The organism is Streptomyces sp. NPDC034086 (assembly GCF_055575515.1).
The window spans coordinates 342,170-368,229 of the sequence record NZ_JBVISM010000004.1 but is presented as its reverse complement, the minus strand read 5'-3'; the positions used below and the strand labels follow the sequence as shown (position 1 = coordinate 368,229).

Genomic DNA, 26,060 nt, shown 5'->3' with positions numbered 1-26,060 from the left:
CGCGAGGCAGGCGCGGACGCCCGATGTGCGGGAAGGCCTGTCCGGGCATGCAACAGCTCCGGGACCGGCGCAGTGGGTCCCGGAGCTGGCTGAGGGGCGACGGGTCGGGCTCAGACCCGGCGCAGTACGGCGACGACCTTGCCGAGAATGGTGGCTTCGTCGCCGGGGATCGGCTGGTAGGCGGAGTTGTGCGGGAGCAGCCACACATGGCCGTCCTCCCGCTTGAAGCGCTTGACGGTGGCCTCGCCGTCCAGCATCGCGGCGACGATGTCGCCGTTCTCCGCGACGGGCTGGCGACGGACGGTGACCCAGTCGCCGTCGCAGATCGCGGCCTCGATCATCGAGTCGCCGACGACCTTGAGGACGAACAGTTCGCCGTCGCCGACGAGCTGGCGGGGGAGCGGGAAGACGTCCTCGACGGATTCCTCGGCCAGGATCGGGCCACCGGCGGCGATCCGGCCCACCAGGGGGACGTAGGAGGCCGCGGGCTTGCCGGTGGTGTCCGTGGGCTGCGAGCTGGGCTGGTCGGAGCCGCGTACCTCGTAGGCGCGGGGCCGGTGCGGGTCACGGCGCAGGAAGCCCTTGCGCTCCAGGGCCATCAGCTGGTGCGCCACGGAAGAGGTGCTGGAGAGGCCGACCGCCTGGCCGATCTCGCGCATCGACGGCGGGTAGCCGCGACGCTGCACGGAGTCCCGGATGACCTCGATCACCCTCCGCTGCCGGTCCGTGAGTCCGGAGCTGTCGGCGCGGATGCCTGGAGGCCGCCCTGGCAGGGAGCGTGCGGGGCGTACGGCCTCCGCCTCCTGGTTCTGACTTGCGTCATTCATGGCATGCACCGGCTCGAGTCGGCTCTGGGAGCGGTTCTGGGCAGTGATGGTGGCACTGTCTGCGGTGGTGGTCACGTCGTCGGCCCCTCTCGAAATGTTCTCCCTAGCTGGACAACGGTAGTTGCTTTCGAAAGGTTGCGCCAAACACACGTTCGAGTGAAAAATCGCGGATCGTCCACCTGGGTTAGATGGGCGGGTGTATGGGTGACCCGGTCCGAGGATCGGGGCCGCTCACCGGCGTGGGTGGCCGGTCCGGGGGCCGGCCGGGAGGCGTGTGGCCGACCGGTCGGGCCGAACGCGGGTTCGGCTCCGCGTCCGCTCCTTACGGTACCCTTCCCGGTTGGATCGGCCGTGCCCGGGCGGGGCCCGGCGGTGGGCCCAGTGTGGCACCGGGAGTCCCCGTATCCGGCCATCGGGCACCGCGACACGCGGAGTGGTGTAAATCCGGCCCAACCCAAGATCTAGTGGTTGGATGGGCGCGGCCACCCAGAAGTTGTGGTCCCGGGTCCGCTGAGGTCCTCGGGATCGCATATGCTGGTGGCTGCTTCACGAGCCCCCGGCGGAGACTCGCTCTCCGTCGTCGACGGGCTCCGTGGGGTGATTCGACCGTGCCAAGAGGAGGGTGAGGGAACCATGCACTGCCCCTTCTGCAGGCACCCCGACAGCCGCGTCGTCGACAGCCGTACCACCGACGACGGGACGTCGATCCGCCGGCGCCGTCAGTGCCCCGACTGCTCCCGTCGCTTCACGACGGTGGAGACGGCCTCGCTGATGGTGATCAAGCGAAGCGGGGTCACCGAACCCTTCAGCCGTACCAAGGTCATCTCCGGCGTGCGCAAGGCGTGCCAGGGGCGGCCGGTCACCGAGGACGCCCTCGCCAAGCTCGGCCAGCGGGTCGAAGAGGCGGTGCGCGCCACCGGGAGCGCCGAGCTGACCACCCACGACGTGGGGCTGGCCATACTCGGCCCGTTGCAGGAGCTCGACCTCGTCGCGTACCTGCGGTTCGCATCCGTTTACAGAGCGTTCGACACCCTTGAAGACTTCGAGACCGCCATCGCGGAACTGCGCGAGCCGCGGCCTCACCCCCATGAGTGCGAGCCCGGAGGGACCCCCCCGGTCGTCCCCGTGCCCGCCTCCGCCGCCGACTGACCGCCCGGCCGCAGCGCAGCGCGGCCAGGCCCGTCGGCACGGCGAGATTCGCAGATAGAAGACACACAGCACTGTGCCGCGGAATATCGCTGGCACTTTAGGGCGTTTTTGCCCGCATATGGGAGGCAGGCGGCATGACAGAGACGGCGAGCAGCTCGGCACGTGGTTCCCGCGCCAAGGGGACCAAGGCCGCCAAGGGCGGCCTGCGGATCGAGCGCATCCACACCACCCCCGGCGTGCACCCCTACGACGAGGTGAACTGGGAGCTCCGTGACGTCGTCATGACGAACTGGCGCGACGGCTCGGTCAACTTCGAGCAGCGCGGCGTCGAGTTCCCCGGCTTCTGGTCGGTGAACGCGGTCAACATCGTCACCAGCAAGTACTTCCGCGGAGCCGTCGGCACCCCGCAGCGCGAGACCGGTCTGAAGCAGCTCATCGACCGCATCGTGAAGACGTACACGAAGGCCGGCGAGGACTACGACTACTTCGCGTCCCCCGCCGACGCGGAGATCTTCGAGCACGAGCTGACCTACGCCCTCCTGCACCAGATCTTCAGCTTCAACTCGCCGGTGTGGTTCAACGTCGGCACGCCCCAGCCGCAGCAGGTCTCCGCCTGCTTCATCCTGGCCGTCGACGACTCCATGGAGTCGATCCTCGACTGGTACAAGGAAGAGGGCATGATCTTCAAGGGCGGCTCCGGCGCCGGCCTGAACCTGTCCCGCATCCGCTCCTCCAAGGAACTCCTCTCCTCCGGCGGCAACGCCTCCGGCCCGGTCTCCTTCATGCGCGGTGCCGACGCCTCCGCCGGAACGATCAAGTCGGGCGGCGCCACCCGCCGCGCGGCCAAGATGGTCGTCCTGGACGTGGACCACCCGGACGTCGAGGACTTCATCGCCACCAAGGTGAAGGAGGAGGAGAAGATCCGCGCCCTGCGCGACGCGGGCTTCGACATGGACCTGGGCGGCGACGACATCACGTCCGTCCAGTACCAGAACGCCAACAACTCCGTCCGCGTGAACGACGAGTTCATGACGGCCGTCGAGAACGGCACCAAGTTCGGCCTGCGCGCCCGCATGACCGGCGAGGTCATCGAGGAGGTCGACGCCAAGGCGCTCTTCCGCAAGCTGGCCGAGGCCGCCTGGGCCTGCGCCGACCCGGGCATCCAGTACGACGGTGTGATCAACAACTGGCACACCTGCCCCGAGTCCGGCCGCATCACCGCCTCGAACCCGTGCAGCGAGTACATGCACCTGGACAACACGTCCTGCAACCTCGCCTCGCTGAACCTGATGAAGTTCCTGAACGACGACGGCAAGGGCAACCAGTCCTTCGACGCCGAGCGCTTCGCCAAGGTCGTCGAGCTCGTCATCACCGCGATGGACATCTCCATCTGCTTCGCGGACTTCCCGACCCAGAAGATCGGCGAGAACACCCGCGCCTTCCGCCAGCTCGGCATCGGCTACGCCAACCTCGGCGCCCTGCTGATGGCGACCGGCCACGCCTACGACTCGGACGGCGGCCGCACCCTCGCCGCGTCGATCACCTCGCTGATGACCGGCACCGCGTACAAGCGCTCCGCCGAGCTGGCCGCCATCGTCGGCCCGTACGACGGCTACGCCCGCAACGCCGACTCGCACAAGCGCGTCATGAAGCAGCACGCCGACGCCAACGCCGTCGCGCCGCGCACCGAGGACCTGGACAACGCCATCTGGGCCGCGGCCACCGAGGCCTGGCAGGACGTCCTGCGCCTGGGCGAGAAGAACGGCTTCCGCAACGCCCAGGCCTCCGTCCTCGCCCCGACCGGAACCATCGGTCTCGCGATGTCCTGCGACACCACCGGTGTCGAGCCGGACCTGGCCCTGGTCAAGTTCAAGAAGCTCGTCGGCGGCGGCTCGATGCAGATCGTCAACGGCACCGTGCCGCAGGCCCTGCGCCGCCTCGGCTACCCGGAAGAGCAGATCGAGGTGATCGTCTCCCACATCGCCGAGCACGGCAACGTCGTCGACGCGCCCGGCCTCAAGCCCGAGCACTACGAGGTCTTCGACTGCGCCATGGGCGAGCGTTCCATCTCCCCGATGGGCCACGTCCGCATGATGGCCGCGATCCAGCCCTGGATCTCCGGCGCGATCTCCAAGACGGTCAACATGCCGGAGTCGGCGACCGTCGAGGAGATCGAGGAGATCTACTTCGAGGCGTGGAAGCTGGGCGTCAAGGCGCTCGCGATCTACCGCGACAACTGCAAGGTCGGCCAGCCCCTCTCCGCCAAGAAGAAGGAGGAGGAGAAGGCCGAGATCACCGAGAAGGCCGAGGAGACCATCCGCACGGCGGTCGAGAAGGTCATCGAGTACCGCCCGGTCCGCAAGCGCCTCCCCAAGGGCCGTCCCGGCATCACCACCTCCTTCACGGTCGGTGGCGCCGAGGGCTACATGACCGCGAACTCCTACCCGGACGACGGCCTGGGCGAGGTCTTCCTGAAGATGTCGAAGCAGGGTTCCACCCTCGCGGGCATGATGGACGCCTTCTCGATCGCCGTCTCCGTCGGCCTCCAGTACGGCGTCCCGCTGGAGACGTACGTCGCGAAGTTCACGAACATGCGCTTCGAGCCGGCCGGTATGACGGACGACCCGGACGTGCGCATGGCCCAGTCCATCGTCGACTACATCTTCCGTCGCGTGGCGCTGGACTTCCTGCCCTTCGAGACCCGCTCGGCGCTCGGTATCCACTCCGCCGAGGAGCGTCAGCGCCACCTCGACACCGGCTCCTACGAGCCGCTCGAGGACGAGGAGCTCGACACCGAGTCCCTCGCCCAGTCGGCGCCGCTCGCGTCGGTCCCGACCGCTTCCGCCCCGAAGCCGGCCCCGACCGTCCCGGTCCCGGCCCCCAAGACGGCGCACAGCAACGCCGAACTGGTCGAGATGCAGCTCGGCGTCTCCGCCGACGCCCCGCTCTGCTTCTCCTGCGGTACGAAGATGCAGCGCGCCGGCTCCTGCTACATCTGCGAGGGCTGTGGCTCCACCAGCGGCTGCAGCTGAGCAGGAGCGGAATCGGTTCCCATTCCGGTTCCGGTTCCGGTTCTGTGATCGAACACCCCCGCGCCGGTCGTTGACCCGCGGGTGAGAGAGGGAGCCGCCCCCCGGGGCGGCTCCCTCTCCGCCGTTCCCGGCCCGCGGCGGTTCCGGCGGCGGCGTGGCGCCGGCGGCGTCAGTGCGGGATCGCGCGGGAGGGGCGGGTGACCAGGTCCTCGCGGAACTCCGCGATCCTGGAGTGGACCTGGCGCATCAGATGGGTGTCCTCGATGCGGTCCAGGTAGAGACAGCGGTCGGCCAGCCCGCGCAGCTCGAAGGCGAAGCACAGGGACATCAGCGGGTTCACGAAGAGTTCGCCGCCCCGGGTGCGTTCGGTGAACCGCACGTCGCCGAAGGAGCCGCGCACGGCCGCCGCGATCGAACCCGCCACGATGCTCGGACGGTCCGGCGTGTGGTCCTGGGCGTGCGCCACCGCGTCCAGGAAGAGCGCGCCCTCCCGCGTGGCCCGGGGTATCGAGAACGCGCCGAGGTACGCCCCGTCCCGCTCCAGCGCCGCGATGTTCTCCAGGACCAGGCCGTGGCTGACCCCGTGGTACGCGTCCACCCCGAAGCCGACCGACACCACGAGCCGTTCCGGTACGTCGTCCAGCGCGGCCAGCGCCGCCACGCTGGTCAGGTCCTCCTCGGGCGTGCCCAGGCCGGCCTCGTCGCCCCGCATCAGGATGTCGGTGCCCCCGTCGACCAGCACCACCGCGTCGATCCGGTGGAGGTCGATCAGCGCCCGGTAGGCGGCGCGCAGCGGCCGCACCCCGACCTGGGGGAAGGCGTACACCGTCGAGGGGTAGCGGTGCAGCCGGAGCCAGCGCGCGAGGGTCCGTTCCGGGAAGTAGGCCAGGTGGGGCGAGGAGTCGGGGGTGACGACGGCAAGGTCGGGAGCCGCCCAGTCCTCGGCGGGCAGGCCTGCGAGGGTGCTGAAGGAGAGGTTGGCCAGGTGCACCTCCTTGCCCTGGTGGAGCAGCGAGAGCGCGATGGGCAGGCCCGAGTAGATGTCGAAGCCACCTCCGGCACCGGCGACGAGGATCCGCCGGGCCGTGGCGAGACGGTCGAAGAGCGGGTTGGTGTGCAGGGCGGTCATGGTGATCATTGTGCGGGCCCGGATCTGCGCGGGCACGGGGATTTCGGCGGGGGAGCGTGGAACCATGTGGAGCGGGGACGAACTGGACCTGGACGCGTACCTGGAGCGGATCGGGCTCGGGGCGGGGACGGGACGGACGGCGCGGGAACTGCGGCCGGACCTCACGACGTTGTACGAAGTGCACCGCGCCCACACCGCCGCCATCCCCTTCGAGAGCCTGGACGTCCTGCTCGGCCGCCCCGTCGCGCTGGAGGTCGAGGCCATCGAGGACAAGCTCGTACGCGCCCGCAGGGGCGGCTACTGCTACGAGCAGAACTCGCTCCTGGCCGCCGCCCTGGAGCGGATCGGGTACGAGGTCTCCGGGCGCGGGGCACGCAACCGCACCCGGGGACAGTCCCTGCCGGCGGTGACGCACGCGATGCTCGTCGTCACCGTCCAGGGCGAACCGTGGCTCTGTGACGCCGGGTTCGGTTACATGGGCCCGCGCGAGCCCGTCCCGCTCGCGCGGCCCGGCGCGGAGGTGCGCCAGGGCCCCTGGGCGTACGCCGTCCACGAGGAGGAGGACGGGGTCCTCGTGCTCCGCACCCGCCGCGGTGAGGAGTGGCGGGACCTGTACGCCTTCTCCCCGCAGCGGTACCACCCCGTCGACTACGTCGTGCTGAACCACTACAGCTCCACCCACCCCGGCTCCTCCTTCGCGGGCCGGACCCTCGTGCAGCTCCCGGGCGACACCGTGCGCAAGACGCTCGTGGACCACGAGCTCACGCGCCTGCACCCGGACGGGCGGACCGAGCGGGAGACCGTGACCTCCGATCGGCTGCTCGCTCTTCTCGGCCGGGAGTTCGGGCTTCGGCTGCCCGAACGGGATGCGGCGGAACTGGTACGGATCCACCGCTCCGGGGACTGACCGGGGCCGCGTCCGGCCCGTACGATGGCGCGGTGCTGGTCAAGTGGATTCGCTGCACGGTGACGGACCGACGCGGGTTCGAGCGCGGGCAGCGCAAGTGGGCGGGGCTGCCCGGCGAACCCGGTTTCCGGGGGCAGGGCGGCGGCTGGAGCAGGGGCCGGCAGGGGGTCGCGCACGTCTTCGCGTTCTGGGAGAGCCGGTCCTTCTACGACTCCTTCATGGCCCGCTCGCACGACAGACTGGCGGCCGCGCAGAACGGCACCTACACCGACGCGAGGGTCACGCTCTTCGACCACCGCTTCGACGTGAAGACGGGCTTCGAGCCGCGCTTCAGTGACGCCGACGTGGTCCGGGTAGCCCACACCCGGGTGCGGGAAGGGCGCGTGGACCACTTCGCGCTGATGCAGGAGAAGGTGTGGAACCCGGCCATGGCGGGATCGCCCGGCATGATCCGCGGCCTGTTCGGGGAGGCGCCCGGCCGGGAGTTCCTGGTGCTGTCGATGTGGCGGGCGGCGGCGGAGCACGGCAAGTACCGGCAGGAGAGGGTGGAGCGGCTGTCGCTGCGCGCCCAGACCGAGGCGGACGTCGAGGCGCTGACCGGGGACGTGGTCGACCTCGAGTCCAGCTGGACGGTATGACCGTAGGACCGCCGTCCACCCCGTCCGGCGTGCCCGGGCCAGCCCCGCCCCGGAGGCCGAATAGGGTCGGGGGATGGTTCGACCACGGCGCATCGTCCTTGTCCGGCACGGGGAATCGGAGGGAAACGTCGATGACACGGTGTACGAGCGGGAGCCCGACCACGCCCTGCGGCTGACCCGTGCCGGCCGCGAGCAGGCCGCGGCGGCCGGGGCGAGGCTGCGCGAGCTCTTCGGGGAGGAGACCATCAGCGCGTACGTCTCCCCCTACCGCCGGACCCTGCAGACCTTCCGCGAGCTGGGGCTGGACCCGGCGCGGGTCCGCATGCGCGAGGAGCCCCGGCTGCGCGAACAGGACTGGGGGAACTGGCAGGACCGCGACGACGTCAAGCTCCAGAAGGCGTACCGGGACGCGTACGGCCACTTCTTCTACCGCTTCGCGCAAGGCGAGTCGGGCGCGGACGTCTACGACCGCGTCGGTTCCTTCCTGGAGAGCCTCTACCGCAGCTTCGAGGCGCCGGACCATCCCGAGAACGTCCTGCTGGTCACCCACGGGCTGACCATGCGGCTGTTCTGCATGCGCTGGTTCCACTGGTCGGTGGCCGAGTTCGAGGCCCTGTCCAACCCGGGGAACGGAGAATTCCGCGTCCTTCGGCTCGGACCCGACGGCCGGTACCGGCTGGACCGCCCGTTTGAGCGGTGGACCACACCCGAGCCTTATGACCTGGACGGCTAAAGTGACGCGCGATGACCGCTGACTCCACTCCCGAGACGCGCTACGCACGCGCCCTGTCCAGCCTCCGAGGGCTGGCGCTGGGGGACGCCCTGGGCTCCCAGTACTTCGTTCCCGTCAACTATCCGCTGCTGAAGCGGCGCGAGCTGCCGGCCGGCAGCGAGCCGTGGAAGTGGACCGACGACACCGAGATGGCCTGCTCGGTGGTGGCCGTGCTGGCCACGCACGGGCGCATCGACCAGGACGCGCTGGCGGCTTCCTTCGCCGCGCACCACGACTTCGACCGCGGTTACGGGCCCGCCGTGAACCGGATGCTGCGCCTCGTCCGGGAGGGCGAGGACTGGCGCACGCTGGCCGCCGAGCTCTTCAACGGGCAGGGCTCCTGGGGCAACGGCGCCGCCATGCGGATCGCTCCGCTCGGGGCCTGGTACGCGGACGACCCCGAGCAGGCCACGCACCAGGCGGAGATCTCCGCCTACACCACCCACCAGCACCGCGAGGCGGTGTGCGGGGCGATGGCCGTCGCCGCCGCGGCCGCGCTGGCGGCGTCCCCGACCGGCGTGCCGACCGCCGAGGACCTGCTGGACGGGGTGATCGCGCTCGTGCCGCGCAGTGCCGTGGGCGCGGGGGTGCGCAGGGCTCGGGACATGCTGGACTACGGCGACGCGACGACGGTGGCCGCGGTGCTGGGCTGCGGGCGGCGCACGAGCGCCCACGACACGGTGCCCTTCGCGCTGTGGTCGGCGGCCCGGGCGCTGGACGACTACGAGCGGGCGTTCTGGACCACCGCCCAGGTGGGCGGCGACGTGGACACCACCTGCGCGATCGTCGGCGGAGTGCTGGGCGGGCGCGGGGACACGGTGCCGCCGCGGGCGTGGTTGGACCGGACCGAGGCCCTCCCGGCGTGGCTGCCGGCCCTGCCCGGGTGACGTACCCCGGCCCGTGAGCCGCTCCGCCGGTCGCGCGCGCGGTCCTTCACGACTGCGATCACGCGCGCGCCGGCCTGCTCCGTGACGTCGTCCGGAAAGGGCAGGGTGAGCCTGAGCGTGGCGGTGACCGGCGGGCGGTTCCGCGGAATCACGCGGGCTGGAGTGTCACCGGGCCATGCTCGGCGGCATGGTCGCGGCGAGGCTCGGGTGCCCCGCCAGGGTGTGCGAGAGCGAATGCTCCCAGGCCGAGATCCCCGAGACGGCCGGTGGGCCGAGGGTGCCGACGCCCCGCGTGCGCCCCGCGGCCGCGCTCCGCGGCTGCCTCCGAACGGCCTCGGCGGCGCCCGCCCGCGCACCCGAGCGGGCACCCCGCGAAGCCGGCGGAGGCGCCCGCCGTGCCACCGCGTACGCGTGCCGCGCCGGCCCGCGGGCGCCCCCGGACACCGCTTGCCCCGGGCCGGGGTGTGCAGGCGGCGCGGGGCGGCGTAACCTTGCTGGCGCCATGCCGTACGAAGCACCCACCCACACCGTCGAGCGCTCCCTCCGCGCAACCACCGGAGCCAAGGTCATCGCCGGGGTCGACGAGGTCGGACGAGGGGCCTGGGCCGGCCCCGTCACCGTCTGCGCGGCGATCACCGGCCTGCGCCGGCCGCCCGAGGGCCTCACCGACTCCAAACTGCTCACCTCGAAGCGGCGCGACGTGCTGCTCGAGGTGCTGGAGGACTGGGTCACCGCACACGCCCTCGGCCACGCCTCCCCGGAGGAGATCGACGAACTCGGCATGACGGCGGCCCTGCGGCTCGCGGCGGTGCGCGCGCTGGAGGCCCTCCCGGTCCGGCCCGACGCGGTGATCCTCGACGGCAAGCACGACTACCTCGGCCCGCCCTGGCGGGTCCGTACGGTCATCAAGGGTGACCAGTCCTGCGTCGCCGTGGCCGCGGCCTCGGTGATCGCCAAGGTCCGGCGCGACCGGATGATGGCCGAACTCGGCGTACTGGGCGACGGAATCGAGGATTTCGCCTTCGCCGCCAACGCCGGCTACCCCTCGCCCGTGCACCGGGCCGCACTGGAGGTGCGCGGGCCCACCGCGTACCACCGGCTCTCGTGGTCCTACCTCGACGCGCTGCCCCGGTGGCGGCACCTGAAGAAGGTGCGCCGCAGCGAGGAAGCGATGGAGCTGGAAAACGGAGGCCAACTCGGCTTCGATTTCTGATCGCACCCACGTGCCACCGACCGGTACGTTTCGTACCGGTGTTTGATAGATATCAACTCCCGCCTCTCACCCCCGCCATCGAGGAGCCTCAGATTCACGAGAGTGCCCAGGGTCCCCGCGTCACGCCGGCCGCGAGCCGCACCGCGCAGACCCCCCGCCCTGTACCTGGTCCGCGTCCCGTAGCCGTTCCGCGGCCCGGGCGCCCCGGTCCCTCTCCCGCGGCGGCGAGCCCCGCGGGTGTCGCCCCCCGGCCCGGCCCGCCCGCGCCGCGTGCGGCACAGGCCACCCCCGGACCCGTCCCCGCAGCCCCCGCCGCGCCGTCCGTCTCGGCGGCGGTTCCGCAGGTCCAGCTGATCCCGGCCTCGGCCGAGGGCGCGCTGGACGCGGCCGAGGAGGCCGTGGACCTGCTGCTCGACACCGGGCGCGCGCCCGGCGAGATCCTGGTGATCACCACCGGTGACCCGCACCCGTGGGCCGCTCACGAACTGTCCTTCGGCGAGGCCTCCTACTGGGCCCAGCACGACGCCGGGGACGACGTCTTCTACGCGGACGCGGCGCACGTGCAGCGCGCCTCCGGCCGCCCCGTCGTGGTCTTCGCGGCCAACGGCGGACCGGCCGGGGCGACCTCCACCGCACTGCCGGTGGCGCTCGCCCGGGCGGGTGCGCTGCTGATCGTGTGCGGCGACGTCGCGCAGATCAACTCCGTGCTGAACGCGAGCGTCTGACGCTCCGTATCCCGCACGGGTGAGGGGCGGGGCGGGCCGCTCGGCCGGCCCCGCTGAAGGCCGCCCCCGGCCGGCCGGTGCCGGTGGTGCCGAGCGGCTTCCGGGGGCGCTGCCGTGCCGGAAGCCCGCCCACGCGGGCCTCAGCGCGCGGCGGTCCGGCGCAGGGCCTCCGAGGCGCCGCCCACGGTGCTCAGGGTGAGCGGTGAGAGATCGGGGGTCACGGAACCCAGCGGCTCCGGACGCGAGTCCGATCCGGGCCGCCGCCCGCCCCGGCCGTCACCGAGGACCTGCCAGCCGCCGCGGGTCAGCGTGATGTACGCGCCGCAGCGCAGCCCGTGCAGGGTACAGGCGTCACGCAGCCCCCACATCCAGGCGCCGTCCTCCTCGGTCCACCGCTCGTCACCCTCACGGCAGTACATCAGTACCGCCGTCCGGACCGGGGTCCGTCGCCGCAGGTCGTGCGGGATGATCCGGCGCAGGCGCGACAGCAGGGCGTTGCGGTACTCCCAGCCATCCGCCGAAACGGACTTCTGGACGAACGAGGCGCTCGCGACGAGCTCTTCCTCGGGGCCCAGCACGGCTATGACGGCCGTGGCCGGAACCGGGCCGTGCCGGGAGTGCAGCCCGCTGACCACCTCGCGCGGACTGCGCAGCAGGGGAACCCCCGCCGCCGTCCACTCGGAGGGCTCGAGCAGTCTGCCGTGTCGGCTCGTGCCACCGGCCGCCGCTGCCAGTGACGTGGTCGAGGACGGGGCGAATCCGAAGGTCACGGTCCTCCCTTCGGGTACACGCCCGCGTACGGGCACGGCTGAGGTGTGGGCGCGCCGCGGCGCGGCCCAGGAGAGTGCCGACGAGCCGAGCGGGAGCACTCCGATTCTCGCGCGGCCCGCGAGGATGGGGCAATGAGCATTTGCGGCCGCGGACCGGAATTCGCCGGTATGCCGCTCATATCCTTGCCCCGCCACACCGGAGATGACGCATTCCGCTACGGCTGGAGGGCGAGCACCAGCGGAAACACCCCTTCGACCCCTGCCCGCCGCAGCAGCCGGGCGGCCACCGCGAGGGTCCATCCGCTCTCCGCGCGATCGTCGACGAGGAACACCGGACCCTGGACCCCGGCAAGGCTGGCCGCCAGCCCTGGCGGCACGGTCAACGCCTGATGGAGCGCCCGGACCCGCTGGGCGCTGTTCGAGGACGGCAGCCCGAACTCGGGCGCCTGATCGGTGTATTCCAGCGACCCCAGCAGCGGGAGCCGCCCCACCTCGGCGATGCGCGCGGCCAGGGAACCGACCAGTTGGGGGCGGCTGCGCGAAGGCAGCGCCACCACGCCCACCGGCCGGGCCGGGGCGTCGGCCGCGCCCGAGGCCCAACCGCCGGGCCCCCGGGCCCAGTCGGCGAGCACGGCCACCACGGCCTGGACGACATCGTCCGGAACGGGCTGATCGGCCGCCTGCGGGGCCAGCATGGGGCGCAGCCGGTTGCCCCAGCCGATGTCGGACAGCCTGCCCAGGGCGCGGCCGGCCGAGGACTGCTCCCCGGCCGGGATCCGCCCCTTGAGGTCCACGCCCACCGCCGCGAGCCCGGTCGGCCACATCCTGCGCGGTTCCAGTTCCACGCCGGGGCGGCCCAGTTCGCCCCGGGCGGTGTCCAGGGCGGCCCCGGAGACCTCCGCCGTGAAGCGGGCGCCGGCGCAGTTGTCGCAGCGGCCGCAGGGAGCGGCCTCCTCGTCGTCGAGCTGGCTGCGCAGGAACTCCATCCGGCACCCGGTGGCCGCCACGTAGTCCCGCATCGCCTGCTGCTCAGCGGCCCGCTGCCGGGCGACCCAGGCGTAGCGTTCGGCGTCGTACGCCCAGGGCTCGCCGGTGGCGGTCCAGCCGCCCTTGACGCGGTGGACGGCGCCGTCGACGTCGAGCACCTTGAGCATCGTCTCCAGCCGGGTCCGGCGCAGGTCGACCAGCGGCTCCAGAGCGGGCAGCGACAGCGGGCGGCCCGCCTGCGCCAGCACGTCCAGCGTCCGGCGGACCTGCTCCTCCGGAGGGAAGGCCACCGAGGCGAAGTACTGCCAGATCGCCTCGTCCTCCCGGCCCGGCAGCAGCAGGACCTCGGCGTGCTCGACGCCGCGGCCCGCGCGGCCGACCTGCTGGTAGTAGGCGATGGGCGAGGAGGGCGAGCCCAGGTGCACCACGAAGCCCAGGTCGGGCTTGTCGAAGCCCATCCCCAGGGCGGACGTTGCCACCAGGGCCTTGACCCGGTTGGCCTGGAGGTCGCTCTCCGCCTGCTCGCGGTCGGCGTTCTCGGTCTTGCCGGTGTACGAGGAGACCGTGTGTCCGCGGTGGCGCAGGTAGGCGGTGACCTCCTCGGCGGCGGCCACCGTCAGGGTGTAGACGATTCCGGAACCCGGCAGCTCGGCCAGGTGGTCGGCGAGCCAGGCCAGCCGGTGCGCCGCGTCGGGCAGCGTCAGGACGGCCAGGCTCAGGCTCTCGCGGTCCAGCGGCCCGCGCAGCACCAGCGCGTCCGTGCCGGCCCCGGTACCCAGCTGCTCCGCGACGTCGGCCGTCACCCGGGCGTTGGCGGTCGCGGTCGTGGCCAGCACGGGAACGCCCGGCGGCAGATCGGCGAGCATCGTGCGCAGCCGGCGGTAGTCGGGGCGGAAGTCGTGTCCCCAGTCGGAGATGCAGTGCGCCTCGTCGACCACGAGCAGGCCCGTGGCCGCCGCCAGCTTGGGGAGCACCTGGTCGCGGAAGTCCGGGTTGTTGAGCCGCTCCGGGCTGACCAGCAGGACGTCGACCTCGCCCGCCGCCACCTCGGCCTGGATGCCCTCCCACTCCTCGGGGTTGGCGGAGTTGATGGTGCGCGCGTGGATACCGGCCCGTGCGGCGGCCTCGACCTGGTTGCGCATCAGCGCGAGCAGCGGGGAGACGATGACCGTCGGTCCGGCCCCGGCGGCCCGCAGCAGGGAGGTGGCCACGAAGTAGACCGCGGACTTGCCCCACCCCGTGCGCTGGACGACCAGGGCCCGCCGCTTGTGCGCGACGAGGGCCTCGATCGCCCGCCACTGGTCCTCGCGCAGCCGTGCGGTGCCCGTGGGGTCGCCCACGAGGCGGGCGAGTACGGAATCGGCGGAGGACCTCAGGTCTGCGTTCATGCCCCCATGCAACCCGATGCCTGTGACATCGCGCCAACGCGGCCCCCCACTTGTGGATGTTGAAGATCGAATGAGTTATCCACAGGGGTTTCCGGTTCGGACGGGGCACGGGACCGTCGACGCATGACGACGAACAGCGCATCACCCAGCCCGTCCGGACGGCCCTCACTCAGCCCTTCCGGAGCACCCTCCGCATCCCAGATCACCCTGCGCAGCCCGGCAGAACTGGCCGACGCGCTGCCCTACATGCTCGGCTTCCACCCCACCGACTCCCTCGTCATGGTCACCGTGCACGGCGAGAACGGCCGCTTCGGCGGCAGGCTCCGCGTGGGCATCCCCGTCGCCCCGGCGGAATGGGAGGACACCGCCCGGCAGGTCGCCGAATGCCTGATCCGCGGCAGCGAACGGCGCGGCGACAAGGCCGACGGCATCGTGGTCTTCCTCTGCCAGGACCCCCGGGACGGCGAGAGCGGGCAGCGCGTCATGACCCGGCTGCGGCCGTTCGCCCAGCGGCTGCGGATCGCCTGCGGGGCCCTGGACGTGCCGGTCCTGGAGGCCCTGTGCCTCTCCGCCGGCCGCTACTGGTCCTACACCTGCGGGGATGACGGATGCTGTCCGGCCGAGGGCAATCCGCTGGCCCCGCCCGGCACCTCGGTGATGGCCGCCGCGGCCACCTTCGCGGGGCTCCAGGTCCGCGGGTCCCTCAAGGAGATCGAAAGCCGGCTGACCCCGCTCGGCGGGAGCTGGGCCGTCGAACAGGAGGAAGCCCTGGAGCGGGCCGCCACCGCCCTCGTGCCGAGGATCCTCGACGGGGCGACCAGGGAGGAGGTCGGCGCGGAGACCCTCGCCCTGGCCCGGACCCTGATGCGGCGCCTGACCCTCGCCCCGCCCGTGGAGGGCGGCCCCCGCGCCGACGACTGGGACGACGCGCTGCTCGGCCACGACGAGGCCGCCGCCGTGATCCTCGGGCTCCAGGACCGGGAGATCCGCGACATCGCCGCCGAGTGGATGGAGGACGAGGAGGCCGGCCCCGCCCTGAGGCTGTGGCGGGCCCTCGCCCGGCGCTGCGTCGGGGCCTACGGGGAACACGCGGCCGCCCCGCTGACCCTGGCCGGCTGGGTCTCGTGGTCCACCGGGGACGAGCCGACCGCCCGGATCGCCTTCGGGCTGGCCCTGCGCGCCGACGCCGAATACCGCTTCGCGCAGCTCCTCCACCACGCCTGCAACGAGGGCCTCGACCCCGAGGGGCTGCGGGAGTGCCTGCGCGAGGAGCGCAGGCGCCGCGAACCGGGCCGCAAGAGGCGCGCCGCCGCCACCCGTCCGCCCGGCCGCCGCACGGGACGGCACCGGCGCGCCTCCCGCCGCCCCGAGGGGAGCGCGCAGTGAGCCCCCGTCAGGTCCGTGCCGCGGCCCAGCGGCAGGCTGCCGGCGCGGCCCCGTCCGGCGATCGCCCCGACCGGCGGGGGCAGCCGCCACCGGGGCCCGTGACCCGGGCGGGGGCCGGGACGTTCAGGGGGAGGGTGGCGGGGGCCCGGCCGCGCCGCCGCCCCGCAGAACCGGCCGGAGCGCAGACAAGGCGGCACATGGCTCCCTCCGTACCCCGAAGCGGCCCGCCCGGGCCCCCTCCGACCCCGGCGCCCCGTCCACCGGAACCGGCTCCCGGCCACGCGCCGGAGCGCCCCGCGGGCCCGCCACCGGGGGCCGTCGCTCCTGGACGGCAGTCTTCGGGGCAGCCCTCCGGAGCGGGTGCGGGCCCGCTCGGGCAGGGGCGGGACGGCGGAGCCGGGCTGCCCGGGCAGGCATCCGGCGGTGGCGGTGGCGGTGGCGGTGGAGGGCGCAGGGCCGAGTTGCCTCCGGTGCACGGGGCGGTCGTCTGCGTCGCCGCCCCCTGCCTGGCCATCTCGCCCGAGCACGGCCAGCTGACCGGGCGGGGGACCGACGGGATCTACCGCTCCGGGCGCCGGCTGCTGTCCCGCTGCGTGCTGCGCGTCGCCGGGCGGGACCCGGTCGCCCTCCACGGCCGCAGCCTCGGCGCCGACCGGGCCGCCTTCACCGCCACCGTCCGCACCGGGGTCGAGCCCGGACCGGACCCCGACATCGGGGTGGAGCGGGTCCGCCACGCCGACGGCACCGAGCGCATCACCGTGCGCAGCTTCGCCGCCCGCCCGCTGCGCCTGCCCGTCGAGGTCTCCCTCGGTACCGACCTGGCCGACCTGGCCGCGGTGGCCGAGGGGCGCGCCGGTCCGGAACTCGCCGCCGCGGTGCACGCGGCGGGTCTGCGCTGGGGCGCCGGGGACGTCCTGGCCGTCACCACCGCCGAACCGGCCCCCGACGACGCCCTGGCCTCGGCCGGGCTCCTGCGCTGGGAACTCGAGCTGGGTCCCGGGGAGTCCCGCACCATCGAGCTGCGGACCACCCCCGACCGCCTCACGCGGGCCCCCGCCGGGCAGGTGGCGAACCCGCTGGCCGCGGCCCGCGCCGAGGGGGACGACCCGAGGGCCGACGCCTGGTTCCGCACCAGCGTCGAGGACCTCCGGGCCCTGCTCCTGCGGGACCCCGCGGCACCGGGCGACGCCTTCGCCGCCGCAGGAGTGCCGTGGCGGCTCGGACTCGCCCCGGCGGAGTCGCTGTGGGCCGCGCGGATGGCGCTGCCGCTCGGCACCGGGCTGGCCGCCGCCACCCTGCGGACCCTGGCCCGCGCGCAGACCGGGGGACGGGGCCCCGGGGCGGGGAAGATCCCGGGTCCGTTGCGGGCCGCCGGACCGCAGCTGCCGCCCGGGTGCACCGGGACCGAAGCCACCCTCGGCTTCCCGGCGGTGCTGGCGGAGGCCCGGCGCTGGGGCCTGCCCGAGGAGGACGTGGCCCGGCTGCTGCCCGTCGCGGAGCGGTGCCTGGACTGGCTGCGCGGGGCGCTGGGGGAGGACGGCTTCCTGGCCGATCCCGATCCCGGTCCGCGGCGCTGCGAGACCCAGGCCCACGCCCACCGGGCCGCGCTCCTCGGCGCCGACCTGCTGGAGGGGTGCGGGCGCGGCGGAGCGGGGGAGTGGCGGGAGTGGGCGGCCGCGCTGCGGGAGAGGTTCCGGGACCGGTTCTGGATCGACGGTCCGGACGGGGGCCGCCCCGCCGCCGCCCTGCACCCGGACGGCCGGCCGCTGCCCCGGCTGACCGGAGCCGCCGTGCACCTGCTGGACACGGGCCTGCTCGGCGGGGGCCGGCTCGCCCCCGGGCTGCTGGACGGCGTCCGTACCGAACAGCTCGCCCGGCTGCTCGGAGCCCCCGCCATGGACTCGGGGTGGGGGCTGCGGAGCATGGCTGCCAGGGAGCCGGGGCACAACCCCTTCGGCCACCGGTCGGGAGCGGTCCGGGCGCACGAGAGTGCCCTCGCGGTGGCCGGGCTGGCCCAGTCCGGCTTCGAGAAGGAGGCCGCCGGATTGCTGCGGGGCCTGCTCGACGCGGCCGAGGCCTTCGGATACCGGCTGCCGGAGATGTACGCCGCCGAGCAGCGCACGGCGGGCAGCGCCCCGCTGCCGCATCCCGCCGCCTGCCGGCCGGCCGCGGTGGCCGCAGCCGCCGGGATCCACGCCCTCACCGCCCTCGCCGGCATCCGCCCCGACGCCCCGGCGGGCACCGTCGCCGTGGCCCCCCGGGCGGGCGCCCCGCTCGGCGCCCTGCGCCTCTCCGGCCTGCGGGTCGCGGGGGAGCCCTTCACCGTCCGGGTCAGCCGCCTCGGCGTCGGCATGGTGGAGGAGGCCGCCGATGGACTGCAACTGGGAGGCTGAGACGGAGGCCGGGAGGTGGGCCCGCGCGCTGCGGAGGATCCGGTCCGGGCTCCGGATCACCCTCCTCGGGATCACCAAAGGACTGTTTATCGTCAAGCAGACGACTATGATCGCGGCATGTCTCCCTACGACCCGTCGGCCTTTCCGCCCTTCGCCGTCACCGTCGACCTGGTCGTGCTCACCGTGCGGCGCCACGCGCTCTGCGCGCTGGTCGTCCGGCGGGGTGAGCAGCCGTTCCAGGGACGCTGGGCGCTGCCCGGCGGCTTCGTGCGCGGGGATGAGGACCTGGCCGGCGCCGCGGCCAGGGAGCTCTCCGAGGAGACCGGGCTGTGCGCGCACGACCCGGCCGCGCCCGGCGTGGACAACGGCGCGCACCTCGAGCAGCTCGCCACCTACGGCGACCCGCAGCGCGACCCCCGGATGCGGGTGGTCAGCGTCGCCCATCTGGTCCTCGCCCCCGACCTGCCCGCCCCCAGGGCCGGCGGCGACGCCAACAGCGCCCGCTGGGCTCCCGTCGACGAACTCCTGGAAGGCCCGGACCAGGCCTCCGCCGGGCTCGCCTTCGACCATGCGACGATCCTCGCCGACGGTGTCGAGCGGGCCCGCTCGAAGATCGAGTACTCCTCCCTGGCCACCGCCTTCTGTCCGCCCGAGTTCACCGTGGGCGAGCTGCGTCGGGTGTACGAGGCCGTGTGGGGCGTGGCGCTCGACCCGCGCAACTTCCATCGCAAGGTCACCGGGACCCCCGGGTTCCTGGTCCCCGCCGGGGGGACGACGACCCGTCAGGGCGGGCGGCCCGCCCAGCTCTTCAGGGCCGGCGGCGCGACCCTGCTCAACCCGCCCATGCTGCGCCCCGAGGTCTGATCGGCCGAAGCCGCGCCGGCGGCGTCGTGCGCCGTCCGGGGGTCTGCCGGCGGTCGTAGCGACACGGACCCGGGCCGGTTGCGTACAAAATCGGACATATCGCGTTATCTTGCGTGCGGTACTCACGCTGCCGCAGAGCGGTCTCACACCCCGCGAGAGAAGCGATGCTCCAGGCCATCGGACTCACCAGCACACCCCGTCGAGATCTCCCGCCCCTCGTGGACGACCTCACCTTCGAGGCCCGCCCGGGGTGCGTGACCGCCCTGCTCGGAGAGCCGGGTTCGGGCAAGACCACCGCACTGCGGCTCATGCTCGAACTCGAACCGGGCCGCGGCGTCACCTACTTCCGCGGCCGCCCGCTGCACCGGATCCCGCATCCCGCCGGCGAGGTCGGGGTCCTCCTCGGCGACGTCCCCGGACATCCGTCGCGGACGGTCCGCGGCCAGCTGCGAATGCTCTGCGCCGCCGTCGGCGTCCCGGCCTCCCGGGCCGACACCCTGATGGAGGTCGTCGGCATCGGCGGCCTGCGCGACCAACGGCTCGGCTCCCTCTCGGCCGGCATGGACCGCCGGGTCGGCCTGGCCGCGGCCATGCTCGCCGACCCCTGCACCCTGATCCTCGACGAGCCCACGGCGGGACTGGCCCCCCGGGACCGGGCCTGGCTGCACGGCCTGCTGCGCGGTCACGCCTCCCTCGGCGGAGCCGTGCTCTTCACCACGGCCGACGCGAAGGAGGCCGCCCGCAGCGCCGACCGGGTCGTCTCCATCGCCGCGGGCCGGCTCGTGGCCGACCAGGACGCCGCGGACTTCGCGCGCACCAGGCTGCGGCCCCGCGTCGCCGTGCGCACCCCGCACGCCGCCCGGCTGGCCGACGTACTGGGCCGCGAGGCCAGGGCCGCGCACCGGGTGGTCGAGATCGTCGAGGAGAGCGGCAGCCGGCTCTCCGTGTACGGGAGCAACTGCGCCGAGGTGGGCGAGGCCGCGTTCCGGCACGGCGTGCTGGTCCACCAGCTCGCCGACGAGACCGGTGACACCGGCGCGCCCGTCCCCCCGGTGCCGCAGGCCCGCACCGGAGCCGGCTCCGGCGCACGGGTGGAAGCCCGCGCCGAGGCGCGGGTGGAGGCCGCCGCCCAGGTCCGCACCGGACCGGGCGTCCCCGCGGTCGGCGGTGGCGCGGCCGTCCACCGCGAACCCGGAGCCTCCGGCACCGTTCCCACCGGCGGGCCCCGTACGGAACCACCCGCCGAACCCCCGCCCACCCCCGCCGCTGCCCCCGGCCCCGCCGCCGCCTTCGCCCAGCCGTCCGCCGGGCGTGGGCGGGCCCTGGCCGGGCGCGCCCGGCACGCCCGTCCCGCGCGGCCGGTGCGCCGTGTGGGCGGCCCGCTGCGACCGCTGCGCTACGAGCTGCGCCGCGTCTTCGGCACCGCCACCCCCTTCCTCACGGCCGCCCTGGTCGTCGCCGTCTCCGCCGTCACCGCCCTCGTACTTGCCCGCACCGGCCACACCCCGCTCCACCGGATCCTCGCCGCCTGGCCGCGGCCGTTCCCGCTGCCCCCGGCGGCGCTCGGCGCCGGACTGCTGGGCGCCCTGGCCTTCGGCGAGGAGTACCGCTACCCCGCCCTCGCCGCCGACCGCGGCACCGTGCCGCGGCGGCTGGGACTGCTCACGGCCAAGCTCGGGGTGTGCGCCGCCCTCGCCCTCCTGCTCGGAGCCCTCGTGGTCACCGTCGACGCCGCGGCGCTGCGCCTCGTCTTCGGCACGGCACCGCTGCGGGCGCCGGCCGGCTGGCCCGCCGCCGGCGCGAGCTGGGCCGGGCTGCTGGTCGGCTGCGCCTGGGCCGGGGTCCTCGCCTCCGGGGCCTTCCGCTCCTCCCTCGCGGGCATGGCGGCCGTGATCGCCGTACCGGTGGCGGTCGTCCCGCTGGTGCGCGCAGCCCTGGAGGGGCGGTCCGCGTACCCGGCGGGCGGGGTGGCCTCCCGGCTGCGGGCCCTGGCCTCCGCGCCCTGGCCCGCGGAGGCGGACCGCTTCGTGCTGGGGGCCCTCCGGGTGATGGCCCAACCCGTGGGCGCCGCGCTGGTGTTGTCGTTGATGGTCCTGTTGTGCGCCTATGGGTTCACAGGACTGCGCGCCCGAGTCCGGTGGTGATCGTTCCGATGCGGGAGGCGACTGCCGGGTGACCGGAGGGGACCGCTTCGCGCGAAATCACGCGAAGCGGACCACAACTCCCCGCAAGAGGTCCGAATCCTTACGATAAGTCGTCAATTGCGTAGGGGGCACCGATCACCCTTTCGTGTGCTTTTCAGCAAAGACCTCAAGGGTCATGGAGGCACGGCCGACAAAGGATTCGTGAGTACCCTTGCGCACACCATGATGACCGCCGCCCGCCATGCCGACACCGGCCTCGCCGGCCCGGGCGACCTCGACCGCTACCCCTACGCGGAGGCCGCCGGCTCCGACCGGGTCGGGCCACCCCACTGGGACGGGGGCGACGTCGAGTTGAGCCGCGTCGGCCGCCGGGCGACCGGCAGCCGCGGTCGCGGGCTCCACGGCCAACTCGTCCAGCAGCTCGGCCAGATGATCGTCTCCGGCGACCTCGGCGCGGACCGGCCCCTGGTCCCCGAGGAGATCGGCCAGCGCTTCGAGGTCTCCCGCACCGTCGTCCGCGAATCGCTGCGGGTCCTGGAGGCCAAGGGCCTCGTGAGCGCCCGGCCCAACGTGGGCACCCGGGTCCGGCCGGTCGCCGACTGGAACCTGCTCGACCCGGACATCATCGAGTGGCGCGCCTTCGGCCCCCAGCGCGACGACCAGCGCCGCGAGCTCAACGAGCTCCGCTGGACGATCGAGCCGCTGGCCGCCCGTCTCGCCGCCGGGCACGACCGCCCCGACATCCAGCAGCGCCTCTCCGACATGGTCGAGATCATGGGCCACGCCCTCGGGCAGGGGGACGCGATCACGTTCGCGCGCGCCGACAACGAGTTCCACGCGCTCCTGATCCAGATCGCGGGCAACCGCATGCTGGAACACCTCTCGGGCATCGTCTCCGCCGCCCTCCAGGTCTCCGGCAGCCCCGTCACCTCCTGCGACCGCCCCAGCGAGACCTGCGTGGCGCACCACGCCCGCATGGTCGAGGCCCTGGCCTCCGGCGACAGCGTGGGTGCCGAGAACGCCATGCGCCAGCTCCTGACGGTGCACCCGGAGGTAGAGCGCGTGGTCCCCGCACCGCGCGAGCACTGACGCTCCGACGCACGGGGGCGTGGGAGCGCACCACCGGTCGCCGGGTCCTTCGGGCCCGGCGACATCGGCGTGCGGTCCCCGGAGCGGCCCCCGGCCCGGGCCGTACGGGCGCGCGACCGGCACGGGGAGCGCACGCCCTGTGACGCAAGCCACGGAGGGGCGCACTCGGGACACGAAGATTGGGCGTAACGCTCCGCGACGTCACGCGATGAACTAAGAGGTGATGGCCGACGGAGGGAAGACAGCAGCCCTTGGGGATGCTGTGCAGCTCCCCGGCCCCTGCCCGCGCCCCCGGCCCATCCCCAGTCGGTGGTCGTCGGCTCCGGTCCAGCACCACGCCGGGGTCGGAAGCCGTTCCCATCGTTCCGAGAGGTTGTTCGTGTCGGCCAGCACATCCCGTACGCTCCCGCCGGAGATCGCCGATTCCGAGTCTGTGATGGCGCTCATCGAGCGGGGCAAGGCCGAGGGGCAGATCGCCGGCGATGACGTGCGTCGGGCCTTCGAGGCTGACCAGATTCCAGCGACCCAGTGGAAAAATGTTCTGCGCAGCCTCAACCAGATCCTCGAGGAAGAGGGTGTGACGCTGATGGTCAGTGCCGCGGAGTCGCCCAAGCGCACCCCCCGTAAGAGCGTCGCAGCGAAGACTCCCGCGAAGCGGACGACGACGAAGACCGTGGCGGCCAAGACGGCGGCCGCCCCGGCACCGGCCGACGCCGTCGCGGAGCCGGGGACGACGGACCCCGACACCGCCGACGCGCTCGCCGGGGAGCCCTCGGCCGAGCCCGCCGCGAAGAAGACGGCGGCGAAGAAGACCGCCGCGAAGAAGGCCACCGCCAAGAAGACCGCCGCCAAGAAGACGGCGGCGAAGAAGACGGCCGCCAAGAAGACCGCCGACGAGGGCGAAGAGGAGACCCTGGAAGAGGGTCCCGAGGCGGTGAAGGCGGAGGCCGAGGAAGAGGACGAGGGCGGCGAGAACAAGGGCTTCGTCATCTCCGACGACGAGGACGACGCCCCCGCCCAGCAGGTCGTCGTGGCGGGCGCCACCGCCGACCCCGTCAAGGACTACCTCAAGCAGATCGGCAAGGTCCCCCTCCTCAACGCCGAGCAGGAGGTCGAGCTCGCCAAGCGCATCGAGGCGGGCCTGTTCGCCGAGGACAAGCTGGCGAACTCCGACAAGCTGGCCCCCAAGCTCAAGCGCGAGCTGGAGATCATCGCCGAGGACGGCCGCCGCGCCAAGAACCACCTGCTGGAGGCCAACCTCCGTCTCGTCGTCTCGCTGGCCAAGCGCTACACCGGCCGCGGCATGCTCTTCCTCGACCTGATCCAGGAAGGCAACCTGGGCCTCATCCGCGCGGTCGAGAAGTTCGACTACACCAAGGGCTACAAGTTCTCCACGTACGCCACCTGGTGGATCCGGCAGGCGATCACCCGGGCCATGGCCGACCAGGCCCGCACCATCCGCATCCCGGTGCACATGGTCGAAGTGATCAACAAGCTCGCCCGCGTGCAGCGCCAGATGCTCCAGGACCTGGGCCGCGAGCCCACCCCGGAGGAGCTCGCCAAGGAACTCGACATGACCCCCGAGAAGGTCATCGAGGTCCAGAAGTACGGCCGCGAGCCGATCTCCCTGCACACCCCGCTCGGCGAGGACGGCGACAGCGAGTTCGGTGACCTCATCGAGGACTCCGAGGCGGTCGTCCCGGCCGACGCCGTGAGCTTCACGCTCCTGCAGGAGCAGCTCCACTCGGTCCTCGACACGCTGAGCGAGCGCGAGGCCGGCGTGGTCTCGATGCGCTTCGGACTGACCGACGGGCAGCCCAAGACCCTCGACGAGATCGGCAAGGTCTACGGGGTCACCCGTGAGCGCATCCGCCAGATCGAGTCGAAGACGATGTCGAAGCTGCGCCACCCGTCGCGTTCGCAGGTGCTGCGCGACTATCTGGACTGAGCCGCGCCGAGGGCCGGCCGGGCGCAGCCCCGGGCCCGGCCGGATCCCCAGCCGGTGTCGAGCGGCTGCCGGGCGGGTTCCGGCATGCCGTCGAGCGCTCCGGCGGGCCCCCGGCACCGCCCGGGTGCAGCAGGTGCGCATGTCACCGGGTCATCCCACTCTGGGTGTATTCGAGCACACTCAGAGTCAGGAGGCCTCATGCGTCGTCCCTTCGCCCGTGTCCTGGTGGGCGCTCTGACCCTCGTGGCGGGAGCGGCCGCGGCGCCGCTGGCCCAGGCGCCCACGGTGGCCGCGGACAGCATCGTCATAGGCGGGAGCCCGGCGCGGGTCGCCGACAGCCCGTGGGTCGTGGCCCTCGCCAGCCGTGACCGGTTCGGGGGTATCCGCGACGGGCAGTTCTGCGGGGGTGTCGTCGTGGCCCCCACCACCGTGGTGACGGCGGCGCACTGCCTCGGCCGCCAGGTGCTGGGCGGGCCGGTCGAGTCCGTCCCCGATTTCCGCGTGATCACCGGACGTACGGAACTCCGGGCGCCCGAGGGCCGCGAGATCGCGGTGCTGGGGGCCCGGGTGAACCCGGCCTACGACCCCGGGACCAACGCCGGGGACCTCGCCGTGCTGGAGCTGGCCGAGGCGGTGCCGGCGGACCACGTCCTCCCCATGGCCGGGGCCGGCCACCCCGCCTACGGAGCGGGCACCGAGGCGGTGGTGTACGGGTGGGGTGACACCAGCGGCTTCGGCGACTACGCGTACGGGCTGCGGGCGGCGCGGGTCACGGTCCTGGCGGACGAGGTCTGCCGCCGGGCGTACCCGGGGGACTCGGACGGGCGCTACCAGGAGGACTCCATGGTGTGCGCGGGTGACCGCTCCGGCGGGAAGGACGCCTGCCAGGGCGACAGCGGAGGGCCGCTGGTGGCCCAGGGGCGGCTCATCGGGCTGGTGTCCTGGGGCCGGGGCTGCGGGCGCGCGGACAGCCCGGGGGTGTACACCCGGATCGCCCCGCTGGTCGGCTTCGTGAGCGACTCCGAGGCAGACGTACAGCCGGGAGCGCTCTAGGAACACCGCCGGAGGCCGCGGAGGGGCTCCAGCGGGCCCCTGCGGCCCCTGAAGGGGTGCCTGGACCGGAAGCGGGGTGGTCCGGGCGGTCCCGGACATGAGGACGGGCGGCCATCCCTGGGTCTCAGAGATGCCGCCCGTCGACCGGCCTGGCCGGTCCTGGCTCGTCGGATGCGAGGTTCAGGCTTGTGTCAGCGGTCCTCGTCGGCCGCGCTGGCGGCGGCCGGAGCGGACGTAAGCCGCTCGGTCTCATCCTGTATTTCCGCGGCGATCTTCTTGAGTTCCGGCTCGAACTTGCGCCCGTGGTGGGCGCAGAAGAGCAGTTCACCACCGCTCAGGAGGACGACGCGCAGATATGCCTGGGCGCCGCAACGGTCGCATCGGTCAGCGGCCGTCAGCGGGGTCGCGGGTGTCAGAACAGTAGTCACGTCGCCTCTTCTCTAGCTCGACGAGCTGTCGTACCAGGGTCAACATCCAACCAGGCCGAAAACGTTCCCGCTCGCGGCTTTTCCTCGAAACTTCCTTCCGAAGCTGGCCGGCTGCTGCCGGTTGGCGGCGAAGGAGCCGTATTGCGTTGCTTTACGGTTTCGCGTTGTCAGTCGTTCGCTTGTAGCAGTTCTCGTCCTCCCGGCGTGAGTGCCGGTTGTGCATGAGGACGTGCCCGAACCCTAAATGGTTCATGCGTCGAAGGGAACGTGATGTTTGCTTCACCCCCACGGGGGATCGAACATCCGTGCGGATCTGCACTACGCTGTGGAA

Annotated in this window: 20 protein-coding genes; 15 read left to right on the top strand and 5 right to left on the bottom strand. The window is 73.2% G+C overall.

The annotated features are described in order from the left end of the window. Window positions 1-110: 110 nt before the first annotated feature. Window positions 111-902 carry a transcriptional repressor LexA gene (gene lexA / locus ACZ514_RS14345; RefSeq protein WP_467892883.1) on the bottom strand — a complete coding sequence of 264 codons (792 nt, stop codon included), beginning with the start codon at window positions 900-902 and terminating at the stop codon, window positions 111-113. 558 nt (window positions 903-1,460) lie between these two features. On the opposite strand from lexA, the gene nrdR reads away from it, so the two are divergent. Continuing rightward, window positions 1,461-1,976, top strand: a complete 516-nt coding sequence (nrdR, locus tag ACZ514_RS14340) for a transcriptional regulator NrdR (protein WP_388938244.1) — start codon at window positions 1,461-1,463, stop codon at window positions 1,974-1,976. Window positions 1,977-2,110: 134 nt separating this feature from the next. Next, window positions 2,111-5,008, top strand: coding sequence for a vitamin B12-dependent ribonucleotide reductase (locus ACZ514_RS14335; RefSeq protein WP_469124820.1), 2,898 nt, complete (start codon window positions 2,111-2,113; stop codon window positions 5,006-5,008). Between the two features lie 169 nt (window positions 5,009-5,177). Here ACZ514_RS14335 and ACZ514_RS14330 read toward each other — a convergent pair whose 3' ends face one another. Next, on the bottom strand, window positions 5,178-6,137 hold the full coding sequence (locus ACZ514_RS14330; protein WP_468170732.1) for a DUF1152 domain-containing protein: 960 nt from the start codon (window positions 6,135-6,137) through the stop codon (window positions 5,178-5,180). A 64-nt stretch (window positions 6,138-6,201) separates the two neighbouring features. Here ACZ514_RS14330 and ACZ514_RS14325 point away from each other — a divergent pair, with 64 nt between their 5' ends. From ACZ514_RS14325 to ACZ514_RS14300, 6 genes are all read left to right on the top strand, one after another. Continuing rightward, window positions 6,202-7,044 (top strand): arylamine N-acetyltransferase family protein, encoded by an 843-nt coding sequence (locus ACZ514_RS14325; RefSeq protein ID WP_468170734.1) that lies wholly within the window; start codon window positions 6,202-6,204, stop codon window positions 7,042-7,044. A 32-nt stretch (window positions 7,045-7,076) separates the two neighbouring features. Further along, window positions 7,077-7,682 (top strand): YdbC family protein, encoded by a 606-nt coding sequence (locus ACZ514_RS14320; protein WP_468170736.1) that lies wholly within the window; start codon window positions 7,077-7,079, stop codon window positions 7,680-7,682. Window positions 7,683-7,755: 73 nt separating this feature from the next. Then, on the top strand, window positions 7,756-8,415 hold the full coding sequence (locus tag ACZ514_RS14315) for a histidine phosphatase family protein (RefSeq protein ID WP_468170739.1): 660 nt from the start codon (window positions 7,756-7,758) through the stop codon (window positions 8,413-8,415). An 11-nt stretch (window positions 8,416-8,426) separates the two neighbouring features. Further along, window positions 8,427-9,341 (top strand): ADP-ribosylglycohydrolase family protein, encoded by a 915-nt coding sequence (locus ACZ514_RS14310; protein WP_469124819.1) that lies wholly within the window; start codon window positions 8,427-8,429, stop codon window positions 9,339-9,341. Window positions 9,342-9,843: 502 nt separating this feature from the next. Further along, the gene (locus ACZ514_RS14305) at window positions 9,844-10,554 is read left to right on the top strand and encodes a ribonuclease HII (RefSeq protein ID WP_469124818.1); all 711 of its coding nucleotides are present in this window, start codon (window positions 9,844-9,846) and stop codon (window positions 10,552-10,554) included. Window positions 10,555-10,592: 38 nt separating this feature from the next. After that, on the top strand, window positions 10,593-11,279 hold the full coding sequence (locus ACZ514_RS14300) for a hypothetical protein (protein WP_468170748.1): 687 nt from the start codon (window positions 10,593-10,595) through the stop codon (window positions 11,277-11,279). A gap of 140 nt (window positions 11,280-11,419) precedes the next feature. Here ACZ514_RS14300 and ACZ514_RS14295 read toward each other — a convergent pair whose 3' ends face one another. Continuing rightward, on the bottom strand, window positions 11,420-12,049 hold the full coding sequence (locus tag ACZ514_RS14295) for a hypothetical protein (protein ID WP_468170751.1): 630 nt from the start codon (window positions 12,047-12,049) through the stop codon (window positions 11,420-11,422). A 215-nt stretch (window positions 12,050-12,264) separates the two neighbouring features. Then, window positions 12,265-14,424 (bottom strand): RecQ family ATP-dependent DNA helicase, encoded by a 2,160-nt coding sequence (locus ACZ514_RS14290; RefSeq protein ID WP_469124817.1) that lies wholly within the window; start codon window positions 14,422-14,424, stop codon window positions 12,265-12,267. 123 nt (window positions 14,425-14,547) lie between these two features. Between ACZ514_RS14290 and ACZ514_RS14285 the strand changes: the two genes are divergently transcribed. The 7 genes from ACZ514_RS14285 (at window position 14,548) to ACZ514_RS14255 (ending at window position 25,301) form a co-directional block, all read left to right on the top strand. Continuing rightward, window positions 14,548-15,810: a DUF4192 domain-containing protein gene (locus ACZ514_RS14285; protein ID WP_468170757.1), complete on the top strand. Its 1,263-nt coding sequence runs from the start codon at window positions 14,548-14,550 to the stop codon at window positions 15,808-15,810. 197 nt (window positions 15,811-16,007) lie between these two features. Then, window positions 16,008-18,203: an amylo-alpha-1,6-glucosidase gene (locus ACZ514_RS14280; protein WP_469124816.1), complete on the top strand. Its 2,196-nt coding sequence runs from the start codon at window positions 16,008-16,010 to the stop codon at window positions 18,201-18,203. Between the two features lie 117 nt (window positions 18,204-18,320). Next, on the top strand, window positions 18,321-19,067 hold the full coding sequence (locus tag ACZ514_RS14275) for an NUDIX hydrolase (protein WP_468170763.1): 747 nt from the start codon (window positions 18,321-18,323) through the stop codon (window positions 19,065-19,067). A gap of 164 nt (window positions 19,068-19,231) precedes the next feature. After that, entirely contained in the window at window positions 19,232-21,211 is a 1,980-nt protein-coding gene (locus tag ACZ514_RS14270; RefSeq protein ID WP_469124815.1) for an ATP-binding cassette domain-containing protein, read from the top strand. A 147-nt stretch (window positions 21,212-21,358) separates the two neighbouring features. Next, window positions 21,359-22,300 carry a FadR/GntR family transcriptional regulator gene (locus ACZ514_RS14265; RefSeq protein WP_468696960.1) on the top strand — a complete coding sequence of 314 codons (942 nt, stop codon included), beginning with the start codon at window positions 21,359-21,361 and terminating at the stop codon, window positions 22,298-22,300. 379 nt (window positions 22,301-22,679) lie between these two features. Then, entirely contained in the window at window positions 22,680-24,248 is a 1,569-nt protein-coding gene (locus tag ACZ514_RS14260) for an RNA polymerase sigma factor (protein WP_468170772.1), read from the top strand. Between the two features lie 198 nt (window positions 24,249-24,446). Further along, window positions 24,447-25,301: a serine protease gene (locus ACZ514_RS14255; RefSeq protein ID WP_469124814.1), complete on the top strand. Its 855-nt coding sequence runs from the start codon at window positions 24,447-24,449 to the stop codon at window positions 25,299-25,301. A gap of 191 nt (window positions 25,302-25,492) precedes the next feature. Here ACZ514_RS14255 and ACZ514_RS14250 read toward each other — a convergent pair whose 3' ends face one another. After that, on the bottom strand, window positions 25,493-25,729 hold the full coding sequence (locus ACZ514_RS14250) for a DUF7455 domain-containing protein (RefSeq protein WP_125816943.1): 237 nt from the start codon (window positions 25,727-25,729) through the stop codon (window positions 25,493-25,495). Between the last annotated feature and the right edge of the window lie 331 nt (window positions 25,730-26,060).

Coding starts and splice junctions, on each gene's coding strand:
- ACZ514_RS14255 (WP_469124814.1), top strand. CDS start 24,447: ATGCGTCGTCCCTTCGCCCGTGTCCTGGTGGGCGCTCTGACCCTCGTG.
- ACZ514_RS14280 (WP_469124816.1), top strand. CDS start 16,008: ATGGCTCCCTCCGTACCCCGAAGCGGCCCGCCCGGGCCCCCTCCGACC.
- ACZ514_RS14310 (WP_469124819.1), top strand. CDS start 8,427: ATGACCGCTGACTCCACTCCCGAGACGCGCTACGCACGCGCCCTGTCC.
- nrdR (WP_388938244.1), top strand. CDS start 1,461: ATGCACTGCCCCTTCTGCAGGCACCCCGACAGCCGCGTCGTCGACAGC.
- ACZ514_RS14315 (WP_468170739.1), top strand. CDS start 7,756: ATGGTTCGACCACGGCGCATCGTCCTTGTCCGGCACGGGGAATCGGAG.
- ACZ514_RS14325 (WP_468170734.1), top strand. CDS start 6,202: ATGTGGAGCGGGGACGAACTGGACCTGGACGCGTACCTGGAGCGGATC.
- ACZ514_RS14285 (WP_468170757.1), top strand. CDS start 14,548: ATGACGACGAACAGCGCATCACCCAGCCCGTCCGGACGGCCCTCACTC.
- ACZ514_RS14330 (WP_468170732.1), bottom strand. CDS start 6,137: ATGACCGCCCTGCACACCAACCCGCTCTTCGACCGTCTCGCCACGGCC.
- ACZ514_RS14270 (WP_469124815.1), top strand. CDS start 19,232: ATGCTCCAGGCCATCGGACTCACCAGCACACCCCGTCGAGATCTCCCG.
- ACZ514_RS14335 (WP_469124820.1), top strand. CDS start 2,111: ATGACAGAGACGGCGAGCAGCTCGGCACGTGGTTCCCGCGCCAAGGGG.
- ACZ514_RS14290 (WP_469124817.1), bottom strand. CDS start 14,424: ATGAACGCAGACCTGAGGTCCTCCGCCGATTCCGTACTCGCCCGCCTC.
- ACZ514_RS14275 (WP_468170763.1), top strand. CDS start 18,321: ATGTCTCCCTACGACCCGTCGGCCTTTCCGCCCTTCGCCGTCACCGTC.
- ACZ514_RS14305 (WP_469124818.1), top strand. CDS start 9,844: ATGCCGTACGAAGCACCCACCCACACCGTCGAGCGCTCCCTCCGCGCA.